Source organism: Microbacterium sp. Y547, from assembly GCF_057669785.1.
The window spans coordinates 395,183-410,368 of the sequence record NZ_JBYHFN010000001.1 but is presented as its reverse complement, the minus strand read 5'-3'; the positions used below and the strand labels follow the sequence as shown (position 1 = coordinate 410,368).

The 15,186-nt window shown below is 69.2% G+C and carries 16 protein-coding genes; 12 read left to right on the top strand and 4 right to left on the bottom strand.

Annotated elements, in window-relative coordinates:
• The first annotated feature begins 11 nt into the window (after nucleotides 1-11).
• From coaA to AC25Y0_RS02050, 9 genes are all read left to right on the top strand, one after another.
• Nucleotides 12-965 carry a type I pantothenate kinase gene (gene coaA, locus AC25Y0_RS02090; RefSeq protein ID WP_488122694.1) on the top strand — a complete coding sequence of 318 codons (954 nt, stop codon included), beginning with the start codon at nucleotides 12-14 and terminating at the stop codon, nucleotides 963-965.
• A gap of 58 nt (nucleotides 966-1,023) precedes the next feature.
• Nucleotides 1,024-2,874, top strand: coding sequence for a glutamine--fructose-6-phosphate transaminase (isomerizing) (gene glmS, locus AC25Y0_RS02085; RefSeq protein ID WP_488122693.1), 1,851 nt, complete (start codon nucleotides 1,024-1,026; stop codon nucleotides 2,872-2,874).
• 11 nt (nucleotides 2,875-2,885) lie between these two features.
• The gene (locus tag AC25Y0_RS02080) at nucleotides 2,886-3,260 is read left to right on the top strand and encodes a holo-ACP synthase (RefSeq protein ID WP_488122692.1); all 375 of its coding nucleotides are present in this window, start codon (nucleotides 2,886-2,888) and stop codon (nucleotides 3,258-3,260) included.
• Entirely contained in the window at nucleotides 3,257-4,381 is a 1,125-nt protein-coding gene (gene alr, locus AC25Y0_RS02075) for an alanine racemase (RefSeq protein WP_488122691.1), read from the top strand. The genes AC25Y0_RS02080 and alr overlap by 4 nt, the downstream gene beginning before the upstream one ends.
• A complete protein-coding gene (gene tsaE, locus AC25Y0_RS02070; RefSeq protein WP_488122690.1) occupies nucleotides 4,378-4,884 on the top strand; it encodes a tRNA (adenosine(37)-N6)-threonylcarbamoyltransferase complex ATPase subunit type 1 TsaE in 507 nt (168 codons plus the stop codon). Before alr ends, tsaE begins: the two co-directional genes overlap by 4 nt.
• 136 nt (nucleotides 4,885-5,020) lie before the next feature.
• Nucleotides 5,021-5,689 (top strand): tRNA (adenosine(37)-N6)-threonylcarbamoyltransferase complex dimerization subunit type 1 TsaB, encoded by a 669-nt coding sequence (gene tsaB / locus AC25Y0_RS02065; protein WP_488134110.1) that lies wholly within the window; start codon nucleotides 5,021-5,023, stop codon nucleotides 5,687-5,689.
• The gene (gene rimI / locus AC25Y0_RS02060; protein WP_488134109.1) at nucleotides 5,686-6,183 is read left to right on the top strand and encodes a ribosomal protein S18-alanine N-acetyltransferase; all 498 of its coding nucleotides are present in this window, start codon (nucleotides 5,686-5,688) and stop codon (nucleotides 6,181-6,183) included. The genes tsaB and rimI overlap by 4 nt, the downstream gene beginning before the upstream one ends.
• On the top strand, nucleotides 6,180-7,244 hold the full coding sequence (tsaD, locus tag AC25Y0_RS02055) for a tRNA (adenosine(37)-N6)-threonylcarbamoyltransferase complex transferase subunit TsaD (protein ID WP_488134108.1): 1,065 nt from the start codon (nucleotides 6,180-6,182) through the stop codon (nucleotides 7,242-7,244). The genes rimI and tsaD overlap by 4 nt, the downstream gene beginning before the upstream one ends.
• Entirely contained in the window at nucleotides 7,241-7,711 is a 471-nt protein-coding gene (locus AC25Y0_RS02050; RefSeq protein WP_488134107.1) for a hypothetical protein, read from the top strand. The genes tsaD and AC25Y0_RS02050 overlap by 4 nt, the downstream gene beginning before the upstream one ends.
• A 70-nt stretch (nucleotides 7,712-7,781) precedes the next feature.
• On the opposite strand, the gene AC25Y0_RS02045 is transcribed toward AC25Y0_RS02050, so the two are convergent.
• Entirely contained in the window at nucleotides 7,782-8,969 is a 1,188-nt protein-coding gene (locus tag AC25Y0_RS02045; RefSeq protein ID WP_488122685.1) for a class I SAM-dependent methyltransferase, read from the bottom strand.
• Between the two features lie 135 nt (nucleotides 8,970-9,104).
• Here AC25Y0_RS02045 and groES point away from each other — a divergent pair, with 135 nt between their 5' ends.
• The 3 genes from groES to AC25Y0_RS02030 all read left to right on the top strand — a co-directional run bounded on the left by groES (nucleotide 9,105) and on the right by AC25Y0_RS02030 (nucleotide 12,009).
• A complete protein-coding gene (gene groES / locus AC25Y0_RS02040) occupies nucleotides 9,105-9,401 on the top strand; it encodes a co-chaperone GroES (protein WP_194414427.1) in 297 nt (98 codons plus the stop codon).
• Between the two features lie 216 nt (nucleotides 9,402-9,617).
• Nucleotides 9,618-10,562: an EamA family transporter RarD gene (gene rarD / locus AC25Y0_RS02035; RefSeq protein WP_488122876.1), complete on the top strand. Its 945-nt coding sequence runs from the start codon at nucleotides 9,618-9,620 to the stop codon at nucleotides 10,560-10,562.
• A gap of 181 nt (nucleotides 10,563-10,743) precedes the next feature.
• A complete protein-coding gene (locus AC25Y0_RS02030) occupies nucleotides 10,744-12,009 on the top strand; it encodes an ABC transporter substrate-binding protein (RefSeq protein ID WP_488122684.1) in 1,266 nt (421 codons plus the stop codon).
• Nucleotides 12,010-12,444: 435 nt separating this feature from the next.
• Here the strand turns inward: AC25Y0_RS02030 and AC25Y0_RS02025 are convergent, their stop codons facing one another.
• Genes AC25Y0_RS02025 through AC25Y0_RS02015 form a run of 3 tightly spaced genes read right to left on the bottom strand, consistent with a single transcriptional unit; the run spans nucleotide 12,445 to nucleotide 15,180 of the window.
• Nucleotides 12,445-13,209, bottom strand: a complete 765-nt coding sequence (locus AC25Y0_RS02025) for an ABC transporter ATP-binding protein (RefSeq protein WP_488122875.1) — start codon at nucleotides 13,207-13,209, stop codon at nucleotides 12,445-12,447.
• 5 nt (nucleotides 13,210-13,214) lie between these two features.
• The gene (locus tag AC25Y0_RS02020; RefSeq protein WP_488122683.1) at nucleotides 13,215-14,213 is read right to left on the bottom strand and encodes an ABC transporter ATP-binding protein; all 999 of its coding nucleotides are present in this window, start codon (nucleotides 14,211-14,213) and stop codon (nucleotides 13,215-13,217) included.
• Entirely contained in the window at nucleotides 14,203-15,180 is a 978-nt protein-coding gene (locus AC25Y0_RS02015) for a branched-chain amino acid ABC transporter permease (RefSeq protein ID WP_488122682.1), read from the bottom strand. Before AC25Y0_RS02015 ends, AC25Y0_RS02020 begins: the two co-directional genes overlap by 11 nt.
• Between the last annotated feature and the right edge of the window lie 6 nt (nucleotides 15,181-15,186).

Here is a 15,186-nt window from a genome sequence, read left to right as displayed (position 1 = left end):
GCATGGGCGCGATGCAAGCCGAGGATGCCGTGACGACGACGCTCGCCGACTCGCTCTACCGTGAGATCGGGCGGGCCGAATGGTCGCGTCTTGCGGCGGGTGTCGAGCAGCCGCTGTCCGAGACCGAGGTCGTGCAGATCCGGGGCCTGGGCGACCGGCTCGATCTGACCGAGGTGCGCGAGGTGTACCTGCCGCTCAGTCGACTGCTGTCGCTCTACGCGTCATCGACGAAGCACCTCGGTGTCGACACGAGCACGTTCCTCGGCGAACCCGATGTCACGACACCCTTCGTCGTCGGTGTGGCAGGCTCGGTGGCCGTCGGGAAGTCGACGATCGCCCGGTTGCTGCGCGAGCTCATGAGTCGGTGGCCGAGCACGCCGCGGGTCGAACTCGTCACGACCGACGGCTTCCTCTACCCCAACGCCGAGCTCGAGCGCCGGGGGCTCATGCAGCGCAAGGGCTTTCCCGAGTCGTACGATCGGCGCGCGCTGGTCGAGTTCCTCAGCGACGTCAAGAGCGGAGCGCCCGAAGCGCGCGCGCCGTTCTACTCGCATCTGCGCTACGACATCGTGCCGGACGCCCACGTCACCGTGCGCCGACCCGACGTCGTCATCGTCGAGGGGCTCAATGTGCTGCAGCCTCCGCCCGCGCCCAACGATGTCGCCGTGAGCGACCTGTTCGACTTCTCGATCTATGTCGACGCCGACTCCGAGCACATCACCGAATGGTTCTTGAACCGATTCCTCGCCCTCAAGCGCGGAGCGTTCGCCAACCCGAGTTCGTACTTCAACAACTTCGCCCACCTCAGCGACGACGAGGCCGTGGAGTACGCGCGCGGCGTCTGGGGGGCGATCAACCTGCCCAACCTCGAGGAGAACGTGCTGCCGACCAAGCACCGCGCGACGCTCGTGCTGCAGAAGGCGGCCAACCACGCCGTGGAGCGCGTGCTGCTGCGCAAGCTCTGACGAGCCGTTCCCGCCTTCTCAGCGGGTTCGCACCCTCGCAAGCCTTACGATTGAGTCCATGTGTGGAATCGTCGGATACGTGGGCCCGCGGCAGAGCCAGGCCATCCTCATCGCCGGTCTGTCGCGACTGGAGTACCGCGGGTACGACTCCGCCGGGATCGCCGTCATCGACGGTGCGGGCGACCTCGACATGCGCAAGCGTGCGGGCAAGCTGCAGGTGCTGCGCGATGACCTCGCCGCGCACCCGCTTCCTGACGGGACGACCGGCATCGGACACACCCGCTGGGCGACCCATGGTGCGCCGACCGACGAGAACGCGCACCCGCACCTCGCCGACGACGACAAGCTCGCGGTCATCCACAACGGGATCATCGAGAACTTCTCCGAGTTGAAGGAGGAGCTGCTCGCTGACGGCTTCACCTTCCGCAGCGAGACCGACACCGAAGTCGCCGCCGCGATGCTCGGTCGCGAGTACCAGCGCACGGGAGACCTCTCGGCGGCGTTCCGCCACGTCGTGGCGCGCCTGGAAGGCGCCTTCACGCTCCTGGCGATGCACGAGGATCAGCCGGGCCTCGTCGTCGGCGCGCGCCGAAACTCGCCCCTGGTCATCGGCATCGGCGAGGGCGAGAACTTCCTCGGTTCCGACGTCGCGGCCTTCGTCGAGTACACCCGCAACGCCCTTGCCATCGGGCAGGACCAGATCGTCGCGATCACGCCCGGCGGAGTCACGGTGACCGACTTCGACGGCCAGCCGGTCGAGGTCGAGCCGTTCGAGGTGACGTGGGATGCCGCGGCCGCCGAAAAGGGCGGCTGGTCGTCGTTCATGGCGAAGGAGGTGTCGGAAGAGCCCGACGCCGTCGCCAACACGCTGCGCGGACGCATCCACGACGGCCAGGTCGCGATCCCCGAGCTCGACGGGCTCGACGATCTCTTCGCCGGCATCTCGCGCATCATCATCGTCGCGTGCGGCACGGCCGCTTACGCCGGCCAGGTCGGCAAGTACGCGATCGAGGAGTGGACCCGGATCCCCGTCGACGTCGAGCTGGCGCACGAGTTCCGCTACCGCAACCCCGTCATCGGCCCCGACACGCTCGTCGTCTCGATCAGCCAGTCCGGCGAGACCATGGACACGCTCATGGCCGTCAAGTACGCGCGCGAGCACGGCGCCAAGACGCTGTCGATCTGCAACACGCAGGGAGCGACGATCCCGCGCGAATCGGATGCGATCGTCTACACGCACGCCGGCCCCGAGGTCGCCGTCGCCTCGACGAAGGCGTTCGTCGCGCAGATCACCGCGCTGTATCTCATGGGCCTGCACATCGGTCGCATCCGCGGCGTGCTGGCACCCGCAGACGCCGCCGACCACGTGCGCGAGCTCGAGGCGATCCCCGGCAAGATCGCGCAGATCCTGGAACGCGAGCAGCCGCGCATCGAGCAGTTCGCGCACTGGATGGCAGACACGCGCTCCGTGCTGTTCCTCGGCCGTCACGTCGGCTACCCCATCGCCCTCGAGGGTGCGCTCAAGCTGAAGGAACTCGCCTACATCCACGCCGAGGGCTTCGCCGCCGGCGAGCTCAAGCACGGACCCATCGCGCTCATCGAACCCGGCCAGCCCGTCTTCGTGATCGTCCCGTCGCCTCGCGATTCGGCCGAGATGCACAAGAAGGTCGTCTCGGGCATCGAGGAGATCCGAGCGCGCGGCGCCCGCGTCATCGCGATCGCCGAAGAGGGCGACGTGGCCGTGCTGCCCAAGGCGGACGAGGTGCTGCGCATTCCGCTCGCCGGGCCGCTGTTCGAGCCGCTGCTCTCGGTCGTGCCGCTGCACATCTTCGCGATGGGCCTGGCCACGGCGAAGGGCCTCGACGTCGACCAGCCGCGCAACCTCGCGAAGTCCGTCACGGTCGAGTAGACGGCTCGCGCATGATCGTGGGGATCGGCGTCGACCTCGTCGACATCGAACGGTTCGAACGCTCGATCTCGCGCACGCCGCGCCTGCTCACGCGCCTGTTCGCCCCCGCCGAGCGGCCGCTCGCGGCCCGCTCGCTCGCGGCGCGCTACGCCGCGAAAGAAGCGCTCATCAAAGCGCTCGGCGGATCCGACGGGGTCTACTGGACCGAGATCGCGATAGAGCCCGAGCCGTCGGGGCGCCCGAGGTTCGCGCTGAGCGGGTCGACCGCCGAGACGGTCGCCGAGCGCGGGATCACGGCACTTCACCTGTCGATGTCGCACGACGCCGGGCTCGCGACCGCGTATGTCATCGCCGAGGCGACGCCCGGCGCGGGAGACGTCGCATGAGCGCCCTGCCCGCGGGCGTCGCCCGCGAAGCCACGATCGACGTCGGTGCGATCACGGCGAACGTGCGCCACCTGCGTCGCCTCACCGAAACCGCGGTGATCGCGGTCGTGAAGGCCGACGGCTACGGGCACGGCGCCGTGCGCTCGGCGGTCGCTGCCCTCGAGGGCGGGGCCGCCAGACTCGGCGTCGCCGAGATCGCCGAAGCGCTCGCCCTGCGGCGTGGGGGGATCACGGCCCCGATCATCGCCTGGCTCCACGCGCCGGGGGCCGACTTCCGCGAGGCTGCCGAGGCGGGGATCGAGCTCGGGATCTCGTCGTACGACCAGCTCGTACGGGCTGAGGCCGCCGCGACCGGTCCGCATCCGGTTCGCGTGCACCTCAAACTCGACACGGGCCTCTCCCGCAACGGCATCGCCCCCGCCGACTACGGGGTCGTGTTCGCCGAAGCAGCCCGTCTCGAGCGCATCGGTCGGCTCCGGGTCGAGGGAGTGTTCAGCCACCTCTCGAACGCATCCGACGATGAGGACCGCGCCGCCCTGCGTGTCTTCCTCGACGGCATCGCGGCGGCGGCCGCTCTGGGCCTGCGCCCCGCCGTCCGCCACCTCGCCGCGACGTACGCCGCCATCGCACTGCCCGAGACCCGACTGGACTGCGTGCGCATCGGGATCGGCATGTACGGACTCTCGCCGTTCGCCGACCGGACATCGGCCGAGCTCGGCCTGCAGCCCGCCATGACCCTGCGCGGTGCCGTCACGGCCGTTCGGCGCGTCCCGGCAGGCACGGGCGTGTCCTACGACTACGCCTACCGCACCGAGCGTGAGACGACGCTCGTGCTCGTGCCGCTCGGCTATGCGGACGGCGTCCCCCGCCAGGCATCCGAACGCGGCCCCGTCGTGATCGGCGGTCGCCAGTTCCGTGTCTCGGGCCGCATCGCGATGGACCAGTTCGTCGTCGACGTCGGCGACCACCCCGTCTCGCTCGGCGACGAGGTCGTGCTCTTCGGCGATCCCACGCTCGGCCAGCCCGCGGCATCGGACTGGAGCGACGCGGCGGGGACGATCAACTATGAGGTCGTCACGCGGATCGGGGCGCGCGTGCCGCGCCGGCAGGTCGCGTCGTGACGGGCTTGGATCCGCTCGTCGGCGTGCACGAGATCCTCGCGCCGGCGGACATGGAAGACCTCGGCGAACGCATGGGGCGGATGCTGCGCCCCGGCCAACTCGTCGTTCTGACGGGTCCGCTCGGTGCCGGCAAGACGACCCTGACCCGCGGCATCGCGGCGGGCCTGGGTGTGCGCGGCCCGATCCAGAGCCCGACGTTCGTGATCGCCCGGACGCACCCATCGCTCAGCGGCGGTGCCCCGCTCGTGCACGTCGATGCGTACCGCCTCGGCTCGGCGCCCGAGCTCGACGACCTCGACATCGACTACGAGGGGTCGGTCGTCGTGGCCGAGTGGGCCGCGCCGTTCGCGGCGTCGATCGCGGACCGGTGGTGGGAGGTCGAGCTCGACCGCGAGGCGGCCACGCAGCTCGAGGCTCCGCGCAACGCGTCCGTGGCCGGGGTCGCAGAGGACGTTCTCGACGATGACAGCCCGCGCCGCGTGACGATCTTCCGGCGCCCCTGACCCGGGTGGCCGGGGCGGTCTCTAAGGCTCCCCGCCGCGCGGCATCCCCGTGACCCGGCGGCAACGCCACGCCCTCGCTGTGGGTTCAGCCGCGGGCTCGGCGCGCGGTCGCCGTCTCGCGGTTTACCCTGGATGCGTGATCCTCGGCATCGACACCTCGCTCGGCACCGCCGTCGCCGTCGTCGAATCCGACGGCGTCGTCTGCGCGGATCTGGCCAGCCCGAATCCCCTCGGCCACGCCGAGGTGATCGGAGACCTGCTCGTCGCCGCGCTCGCCGCGGCCGAGCGCGGCCCCCTCGGCCAGACCGGGGCTGCCGCGCCCGTCGAGATCAGCCACGTCGCCGTGGGCATGGGGCCGGGGCCCTTCACGGGGCTGCGCGTCGGTATCGCCGCGGCACGGGCCTTCGCGCAGGGTCGGGGCGTGCCGGTCGTTCCCGTCGTGAGTCATGACGCCGCGGCGCTGGCGATCCTCCTCGCCGATCCGTTCGCCGCGCTTCCGCGCTTCGCCGTCGTGACCGACGCGCGGCGCCGCGAGTTCGCGTACACCGTGTACGACGGGCTCGACGACGACGGCCTGCCCATCCGAGTGACCGAGCCCGCTCTGACCCCGCGCGACGCGATCGACGCCGTGCTCGCCGAAACGGGGGCCGAGCGCCGCGACGTCGCTGCCGTCTCGGGGGCGATGGTCGGTCTCGCTGCGGCGCGCGCGCTCACCGCCGGCCGCACGATCGGGCCCGACGATGCGCTGTACCTGCGCGCGCCCGATGTGACCCCGCCCGCCGCCCGCAAGCGGGTGGGTGCATGAGTCTGCGACGCGCGACGGCCGGCGACCTCACTGCCATCATGGCGCTCGAGCGTGCCTCGTTCCCGTCGGATGCGTGGAGCGAAGGCATGATGAAGGAGGAACTCGCCTCGCGGCACGGCTATTACGTCGTCGACGAGACCGCGGGACATGTCTCGGGGTATGCCGGGCTGCGGGCGATCGCCGGGGCCAGGGATGCCGACGTGCAGACGATCACGATCGCGCAGGAGGCCCGGGGTCGTGGCCGCGGCCGCGCGCTGCTGCGCGCGCTGCTCGACGAAGCCGTGCGACGCGGCGTCCGCGACGTCTTCCTCGAGGTGCGCGCCGACAACCCGGTCGCGCAGGCTCTGTATGTCTCAGAAGGGTTCCTCGAGATGGGGCGACGTGCGCGCTACTACCAGCCCGACGACGTCGACGCCGTCGTGATGCGACTCGCCCTCGCCGGCTGGCAGGCCGCGCACGGAGCGGCACCCGCCGATGCGGGAGCACACGCGTGAACCGCCGCGAACCCCTCGTGCTGGGCATCGAGACGAGCTGCGACGAGACCGGAATCGGCATCGTGCGCGGCCGCACCCTGCTCAGCAACACGATCGCGAGTTCGATGGACGAGCACGCCCGCTTCGGCGGCGTGGTGCCCGAAGTGGCCGCTCGGGCGCACCTCGAAGCCCTGCAGCCCTCGATCGAGGCGGCCCTCGCCGAAGCACACGTCTCTCTGGACGAGATCGACGCCGTCGCCGTCACGAGCGGGCCCGGGCTCGCGGGCGCGCTCATGGTCGGCGTCGGGGCAGCGAAGGCTCTCGCCGTCTCGCTCGGCACGCCTCTCTACGCCGTCAATCACCTCGTCGGGCACATCGCCGCCGACATTCTGACGGGTGACGAGGTCGAGTACCCGACCGTCGCCCTGCTCGTCAGCGGCGGACACACCTCGCTTCTGCTGGTGCGCGATCTCACGAGCGACGTCGAGCTCCTCGGCGAGACCATGGACGACGCCGCGGGCGAGGCCTTCGACAAGATCGCCCGCATTCTCGGGCTGCCCTACCCCGGTGGGCCCGAGATCGACCGTGCCGCCGCCGAGGGCGACCCCACCGCGATCCGGTTCCCGCGCGGGCTGTCGCGCGCCTCGGACATGGCGCGCCACCGCTACGACTTCTCGTTCTCGGGGCTGAAGACCGCGGTCGCACGCTGGATCGAACAGCGCGAGGCGGCGGGGGAGCCCATTCCGGTCGCCGATGTCGCGGCATCCTTCCGCGAAGCGGTCGTCGACGTGCTGGTCACCAAGGCTCTCGCGGCATGCGCCGATCACGGCGTGCCGCGGCTTCTGCTGGGCGGGGGAGTCATCGCCAATCGCCGACTGCGCGACGTCGCGATCGAGAGGGCGGATGCCGCGGGTGTGCAGGTGCGCATTCCACCGCTGTCGCTGTGCACCGATAATGGCGCCATGATCGCCGCCCTCGCTTCCGAGCTCATCATGTCGGGTCGCCCGCCGTCGACGCTCTCCTTCGGTGCGGATTCGACCCTGCCCGTCACCGAGATCCAGGTTGCCGAGGAGGACGCGTGACCGACGCCGATGCCCGCCGGCCCGTTCCGGTCACGCCCGCCGTGGGGCCGGCGTCACCCGACGTCGAGCTCGCCGTCGACGCCGTGCCCCTGCCCGGTGCTCACCGCGGCGGGTTCTCGCGGCTGCCGACCGCTCCCGTCGACGTGACGACCGAGCTGCATCCGGCCGAGCCGGGCAGCGAGGACTACGCCGCAGCGACGGTGGAATGGCTCATGCCGCCGCCCGCATCGCGCGGGCTTGCGGGCTGGGCGCTCGGGTTCGCGATCGTGGGACTCATCGGCTCACTCCTGGTGGGCTGGGCTTTCCCCGTCGGGCTCGTCGGCGTCATCCTCGGCATCGTCGCGCTGCGCAACCCCGTCGAGAGTCGTGCCACGGCGGTCTGGGCGATCGTCCTGGGCTCGGTCTCGATCGTGTACAGCGCCGGGTGGCTGCTGTGGGCGGCCGGACAGCTGAACCTCTTCGCCTGACCGCGCCTGCCTGACCTCCGTCACGGGCCGCGCCGGGGTGTCGGGCACAGACCCGGCTGCTGCGCAGTGCTCAGAGCCGGTCGGCGAGGAGGGCGACGCGGCGGGTGCCGATGCGTGTGAGGAACAGCGTTGCGGCGGCGTCACCGCGCAGCTTGAGCGACCGACGCAGCACGGCCGGGTCGACGTCGACGCCGCGCTTCTTGATCTCGAGCCGGCCGATGCCGCGTTCACGCAGCGCCGCGCCGAGCTTGCGCACATCGGCGGGCAGCTCTTCGCGCACCCGGAACGTCGAGACGAAGGGCGAGGTGAGTGGTGAATCCGAGGTGAGATACGCGATGTGCTCGTCGAGCATGCCGGCATCCAGCGAACGGGCGACGTCGCCGATCAGGCGCGCGCGGATGACCGCTCCGTCGGGCTCGTGCAGGTACTCCCCGAGCGGCCGCGCCGGCTCATCGGCGGCATCGGCCCCGGCCGTCAGCTCATGCGCCGCGTCGCCGCGCATCACGAGCGCGGAGCGACGGATGCCGGGGCGCGCGAGCGCCCCCGACCACAGCACCAGCTCGATCGTCGATCCGTCGGCGCTGACCCACTGAGCCTCGACACCGGCAGGGATCATGTCGCGGTCGAGCCCCGGTCCGAGCTTGACCCCGGCGGGCATTCGCTCGGCCAGCGCGAAGACCCACTCGAGAGACGGCGACCAGTCCTCGGGCCGAGTGCGGGTCGTCTCGGTGCGGCCGGCTGTCCGGCGCGCGGGGTCGAGCCACACGGCATCCGTCGTGGCGAGATCGAACGTCTCGGCGGTGCCGTGTGCGACCGTCACGTCGTCGCCGAACGGTGCGAGGTTGTATGCGGCGATCGCGGCGGTGATCTCATCCGCGTCGACCGCCGACACCCGCAGCCCCAGGCCCGCGAATCCGAGCGCGTCCCCGCCGATGCCGCAGCCGAGATCGGCGACCCGCGTCAGACCCGCCTCGCGGAACCGAGCGGCATGGCGCACCGCGACGGGCAGTCGCGTCGCCTGCTCGAGGCCCGCCCGCGTGAACAGCATCCGCTCAGCGAGATCACCGAACTTGGCGCGCGCTCGCTCGCGCAGGCGCGCCTGCGAGACGACGGCCGAGACGAGGTCGGGGGCGTGCCCGGCACGGCGCAGGCGCGTGACGGTGCGGGCGACGTCATCGGTCGAGTGCGCGGCGGGCAGCTCGTCGAGCAGCCGCATCCCCTCGGGGGTGAGCAGCGCGGTGAGCTCAGCCGTGTTCACCCCGCCAGCCTAGGCTGAGACATCGAGCTGGCACTCACGTTGCGCGAGTGCTAGCGCTTTGCCTAGACTTGCGTTAGCACTCTCGCTGTGCGGGTGCTAACGAGTCTTCAGTCTCAAGGAAAGAAGAGGTAGACCGTGTCGGTTTCCATCAAGCCGCTCGAGGACCGCATCGTCATCAAGCAGGTCGAGGCCGAGCAGACCACGTCCAGCGGTCTGGTCATCCCTGACACCGCCAAGGAGAAGCCCCAGGAGGGCGAGGTCGTGGCGGTCGGCCCCGGCCGTATCGACGACAACGGCAACCGTATTCCGCTCGACGTCGCTGTCGGCGACCGTGTGATCTACAGCAAGTACGGCGGCACCGAGGTCAAGTTCGGCGGGGACGACCTGCTCGTTCTGTCGGCGCGCGACGTCCTCGCGGTCGTCGTCCGCTGAGAACCCCGCCTCACTGAGGCGATACGAAGGACTCGGATGCTCCGGCATCCGAGTCCTTCGTCGTTTTCCGGACGGTGCCGAGCCGGGGCTGTGGGCCGCGCTCACACACCGGCCGTCGCGGTGTTCCGCCGGCCCTAGGGTGGACTGGTGACCCGAGACCTGCCCGCCGCCGAGCCCGCTGACGTGACGGGCGGTGACCTCGGTGAAGCCGCCGTCATCACGGGCGGCGTACCGATCCCGGTCCGACGCAGTGCGGCCGAGCGTGAACGCCTTCTCGGTGGGATCTACGGCTTCGCGGCGTACCTGTGGTGGGGCTTTCTGCCGCTGTACTTCGTCTTGCTCGTTCCGACCGGTCCCTGGGAGATCGTCGCCTGGCGCATCGTGCTGTCGCTGATCTTCTGCGTGCTGCTGCTGTCGGTGACGCGCACATGGGGGCGGTTGGCGCGACTGTTCCGCCAGCCCAAGGTGCTCGGGCTCACCGCCCTCGCAGCCGTGTTCATCTACGTCAACTGGCAGGTCTTCATCATCGGGGCGCTGTCGGGCCACGTGATCGAGACGAGCCTCGGCTACTTCATCAACCCGATCGCCACCGTCCTGCTCGGGGTGCTCGTGCTGCACGAGAGGCTGCGCATCACGCAGTGGGTCGCGATCGGAATCGCCGGGGCGGCAGTCGTCGTCATCATCGTGGGATACGGTTCCGTGCCGTGGATCGCGCTGACGCTCGCGGCATCGTTCAGCCTCTACGGCCTGGTGAAGAAGAAGGTCGGTCCGGCGGTCGACGCCGTCAGCGGACTGACGCTCGAGACCTTGTGGCTCATGCCGATCGCGACGGTCATCTTGATCGTGGTCGCGACGACGACCGGTCTCACCTACGGCGCGAACGGCGCCGGACACACCGTGCTTCTGAGTCTTGCGGGGATCGTCACGGCCGTGCCGCTGCTGCTCTTCGCCGCAGGAACGCGCCGCACGTCTCTCACGGTGATCGGACTGCTGCAGTTCATCACCCCCTTCCTGCAGTTCATCTCGGGGGCGTGGATCCTCGGTGAGCCGATGCCTCTCGAACGATGGATCGGTTTCGCGCTCGTGTGGGTGGCGCTCGCCGTGCTCATGGCGGATTCGGTCCTGCACGTGCGCCGATCGCGGCGCCAGCGCGTGCGCTGACCGGGGCAGCACCCCGCGACGCGAGGCGGAATCCGCGGAATACCGGGGCCTGCGGCAGCCGATCGCGCTTCCGTTATAGATCGTTAACGAATGGCAACACTGCGGCGCCCATTGCGCCGTTAGGTTATGACCATTGGGACGGCACCCGAGCCGAGCCCCGTCACCCACAACAAGGAGAAACATGAGCGTCTTCACCCGCTCGCGCAAGTCCGCCATTCTCGGCGGCATCGCGCTCGCCGGTGCCAGTGCACTCGTTCTCGCCGGCTGCGCCGGCGGAGGAACGGGTGGCGACAGCACCGAATCACCCAACACGTCGGAAGAGCGTGACCTCACGCTCAGCATCGGAACCGTGCTGCCCCAGACCGGTGCGCTCGCGTTCCTCGGCCCGCCGGAAGAGGCCGGCGTCGGCCTCGCCGTCGCAGAGATCAACGAAGCAGCCAAGGGCATCACTGTCGATGTCGAGTACGGCGACTCGGGCGACCCCGACAACAAGGCCTACGAGACCACCGTCCCGCGCCTCCTCGGCAACGGCGTTCAGGCGATCATCGGTGCTGCGGCATCGGGCGTCACCAAGCTCTTCCTCGACCAGGCAGTCGGTGCCGGCGTCATCACGTTCTCGCCCGCCAACACGTCGCCCGACTTCACGACGTGGGACGACAACGGCCTCTACTTCCGCACCGCTCCCAGCGACCTGCTGCAGGGCGAGGTGCTGGGCAACCTGATCGCCGAAGACGGCGCATCGACGCTCGGCATCATCTACCTCAACGACGCGTACGGCACGGGCCTCGAGGCCGCGCTGACCGAGACGTTCGAGGCCACGGGTGGCCAGGTTGTGGCATCCGAGTCCTACAACGCCGGTGACACGAACTTCTCGGCTCAGGTGTCGTCGATCCTCGCGCAGAACCCGGAGGCCATCGCGGTCATCGGCTTCGAAGAGACCGCGACGATCGCTCCGTCGTTCGTCAACAGCGGCTTCGACGGCTCGAAGTTCTACTTCGTCGACGGCAACACCTCGCAGTGGGGTGCTGACATGCCCGTGGACATCACCGGCTCGAAGGGCACGCAGCCCGGCCCGGTGCTCTCGGACGACTTCCAGGACCGCCTCATGGCGCAGTGGCAGGAGCAGGCCGGCGAGGAACTCGTCGACTTCAACTACGCCGGTGAGTCCTACGACGCCGTCGTGCTCCTGGCGCTCGCTGCTCTGGCCGCGAACTCGACGGACGCCGCTGAGATCGCTGCGAAGCTGCAGGAGGTCTCGGGTGGTTCGGGTGACGGCGAGAAGTGCGACACCTTCGCCGCATGCGCCGACATCATCCTCGCGGGTGGCGTCGCCGACTACGACGGCTACTCCGGTGGCGTCGCGTTCGACGAGGCCGGCGACCCGACCGAGGCATCGATCGGTGTCTTCGAATACCAGGAGGGCAACGAGCACGTTCGCATCAACTAATTGATGCGCTGAGCTCTTCAGCCACTCAGGGCCCCGGTTCCTCACGGAACCGGGGCCCTTCTCGTTGTGTGCCGGCTGCGAGGGGCGCTGCGGCCCCGCAGGATCCGCAGGTCTGGGCCAGCGGATCCCGCGCATGCTCAGGGATACGCGCCCGCAGGAGGGTGTCTGCAGCCCGGGGGAGTATGCCGAGGGTGCACGAGCGGTGTCGCATCGAGCTCAGAGGCACGCGCCCAGGAGAAGACGCACGCGCCCAGGAGAGTGCTCCGGGTTCGGCAGGGGGCACGGGGGCGGGGAAGCGCTGGGGCCAGGGAGAGGGACGCAGGCGCGCAGGGAAGAAGCCCGTGCTCGGGGGAGATGCCCGTACACGAGAAGCCCGTACACAAGAGAAGAGGGGTGGATGCCGCGGCATCCACCCCTCTTCTCTTTACGGCGAGATCAGTCCTGCCCGAGCGAACCCAGGTACAGGCCGATGACCTTCGGGTCATTCAGCAGCTCGCGGCCCGTGCCGTGATACGCATCGCGGCCCTGGTCCAGGACGTAGCCGCGGTCACAGATCTGCAGGCACCGACGGGCGTTCTGCTCGACCATGATCGTCGTCACACCCGCCTTGTTGATGTCCGAGACGCGGATGAACGCGTCGTCCTGGCGCACGGGTGACAGACCAGCCGACGGCTCATCGAGCAGCAGCACGGCGGGGTCCATCATGAGTGCGCGCGACATCGCGACCATCTGGCGCTCACCGCCCGAGAGCGAGCCCGCGCGCTGCTTGAGGCGCTTGCCCAGCTCCGCGAAGATCCCGGTCACGAACTCGAGCCGCTCGGCGTATGCCTTGGGGTTCTGGTAGAGCCCCATCTGCAGGTTCTCCTCGATGGACAGCGAGGGGAACACGTTGTTCGTCTGCGGCACGAAGCCCACACCACGCGACACGAGCTTGTCGGAGTTGAGCCCGATGATGCTCTCGCCGTTGACCGTGATCTCGCCGGCGCGAACCTTGACCATGCCGAAGATCGACTTCAGCAACGTCGACTTTCCGGCACCGTTGGGTCCGATGATGCCGATCAGCTCACCCTTGCGGGCGATCAGGTTGGCACCGTTGATGATGTTGATGCCGGGGAGGTAACCCGCGTCGAGATCCTTGACCTCCACGACGATGCGGTCGCTCTTGGCAGCCTCGCCCGCGGGGGCTCCGGCCGTCGTCATCTTGGTCACTTGTTCTCCTCCTCGGCTTCGGCGATCGACTCGGCCTCGGCCTGCTCGATGTCCTCGAGCATCTCGATTGCGGAGGTGTTCAGTTCACCTTCGATGCGCCCGGTCACGATGCCGAGGTCGACGTCCTGGTGGGCGCCGAGGTACGCGTCGATGACCGCCTTGTTCTGCATCACGCTGTCCGGCGGCCCCTCGGCCACGACACGGCCTTCGGCCATGACGACGACCCAGTCGGCGATGTGCCGCACCATGTGCATATCGTGCTCGACGAAGAGCACGGTCATCCCGAGCTCCTTGAGGTCGAGGATGTGCTCAAGCAGCGACTCGGTCAACGCGGGGTTCACACCGGCCATCGGCTCGTCGAGCATGACGAGCGTCGGGTCGTTCATGAGGGCCCGCGCCATTTCGAGCAGCTTGCGCTGACCGCCCGACAGCGACGCCGCGTAGTCCGAGGACTTCGCGTCGAGCTTGAAGCGCTTGAGCAGGCTCCGCGCCTTGCCCTCGATCTCGGTCTCCTGCTTGCGCCAGACCGCCGGGATCATGCTCGTCCAGAAGCGCTCGCCCTTCTGCTTCGAGGCGCCGAGCTTCATGTTCTCGAGCACCGTCAGCAGCGACAGCGCCTTGGTGAGCTGGAACGTGCGCACCTGACCCAAGCGTGCGACCTTGAACGACGGCACACCGGCCAGCTGAGTCCCGTCGAAGCTCCACGTGCCCGAGTTGGGCTTGTCGAACCCGCACAGCAGGTTGAACAGCGTCGTCTTGCCGGCACCGTTGGGTCCGATGAGCGCCGTGATGGCGTTCCGCGGAACCTCGAGGTGCTGCACGTCGACAGCCGTGAGGCCACCGAAACGGCGGGTCACATTGTCGATGATGAGGATCGGGTCGGTCTTGGCGACGCCGGGGACGGCCTCGCCCTTTGCGAGCCCGGTCGCCTTGGGACGACGGATGTTGCCCGTTGTGGGGGCGACACCGCCCTCGGGAGTGATGTTATTTGACAAAGGTCAACTCCCTCTTGTTGCCGAGGATGCCCTGCGGGCGGAATATGACGAGCAGCATCAGCGCGATGCCCACGAGGACGAAGCGCAGCGTGCCCGCTTGGATCGGCGAGATCGGCAGGATCCCGATCGACGCGAGCGCCGGAAGGACCCCATCGAGGAACGCCATGATCACCCAGAAGACGACGGCACCCAGCGCCGGCCCGAAGACCGTCGCCGCACCGCCGAGCAGCAGGATCGTCCAGATGAAGAACGTCAGGCTCGTCGTGTAGGTGGCGGGAACGACCGCCGACGGAAGCGCGAAGACCACGCCGCCGAGCGCACCGAAGATGCCACCGAGCACGAGCGCCTGCATCTTGTAGGCGAAGACGTTCTTACCGAGCGAGCGCACGGCGTCTTCGTCTTCACGGATCCCCTTGAGGACGCGACCCCACGGGCTGCGCATGACCGCCCACACGATGTAGACCGCGATCGCCAGCAGGATGACGCCGAACACGCGCACCCACAGGGCGTCAGCCGTGTAGGTCCACGGACCGAAGCCGTACGTTCCGGGCGGGAACGGGTTCGCCGCGCGGAAGCCCGCGTGGTACCCGCCGAGGCCGTCGGCCGAGTTGGTGACCGCGTCGAACGCCGTCGTCGTGAACAGCAGTCGCACGATCTCGGCTGCCGCGATCGTCACGATGGCGAGATAGTCCGCTCGCAGTCGCAGCGTCGGGATACCCAGGATGAAGGCGAACACGGTCGCCGCCACCATCCCGATCAGGATGCCGACCCACCACGGGAGTCCGAACGACAGGATCGAGATCGCGTAGCTGTACGCGCCGATCGCCATGAAGCCCGCCATACCGAAGTTCAGCAGGCCGGCATAGCCGAAGTGGACAGCGAGGCCCGTCGCAGCGAGTGCGTAGGCGATCGTCGTCGGGCTGAACAGCCAACCCGCGGTGTTATTGAGAATTCCTCCCCAGTCCATGGTCGC

Excerpts from the sequence above, each read along its gene's own strand:
- AC25Y0_RS02080 (WP_488122692.1), top strand. The coding sequence starts at position 2,886 with ATGATCGTGGGGATCGGCGTCGACCTCGTCGACATCGAACGGTTCGAA.
- coaA (WP_488122694.1), top strand. The coding sequence starts at position 12 with ATGCAAGCCGAGGATGCCGTGACGACGACGCTCGCCGACTCGCTCTAC.
- AC25Y0_RS02025 (WP_488122875.1), bottom strand. The coding sequence starts at position 13,209 with ATGACGACGGCCGGAGCCCCCGCGGGCGAGGCTGCCAAGAGCGACCGC.
- AC25Y0_RS02015 (WP_488122682.1), bottom strand. The coding sequence starts at position 15,180 with ATGGACTGGGGAGGAATTCTCAATAACACCGCGGGTTGGCTGTTCAGC.
- AC25Y0_RS02030 (WP_488122684.1), top strand. The coding sequence starts at position 10,744 with ATGAGCGTCTTCACCCGCTCGCGCAAGTCCGCCATTCTCGGCGGCATC.
- alr (WP_488122691.1), top strand. The coding sequence starts at position 3,257 with ATGAGCGCCCTGCCCGCGGGCGTCGCCCGCGAAGCCACGATCGACGTC.
- glmS (WP_488122693.1), top strand. The coding sequence starts at position 1,024 with ATGTGTGGAATCGTCGGATACGTGGGCCCGCGGCAGAGCCAGGCCATC.
- rimI (WP_488134109.1), top strand. The coding sequence starts at position 5,686 with ATGAGTCTGCGACGCGCGACGGCCGGCGACCTCACTGCCATCATGGCG.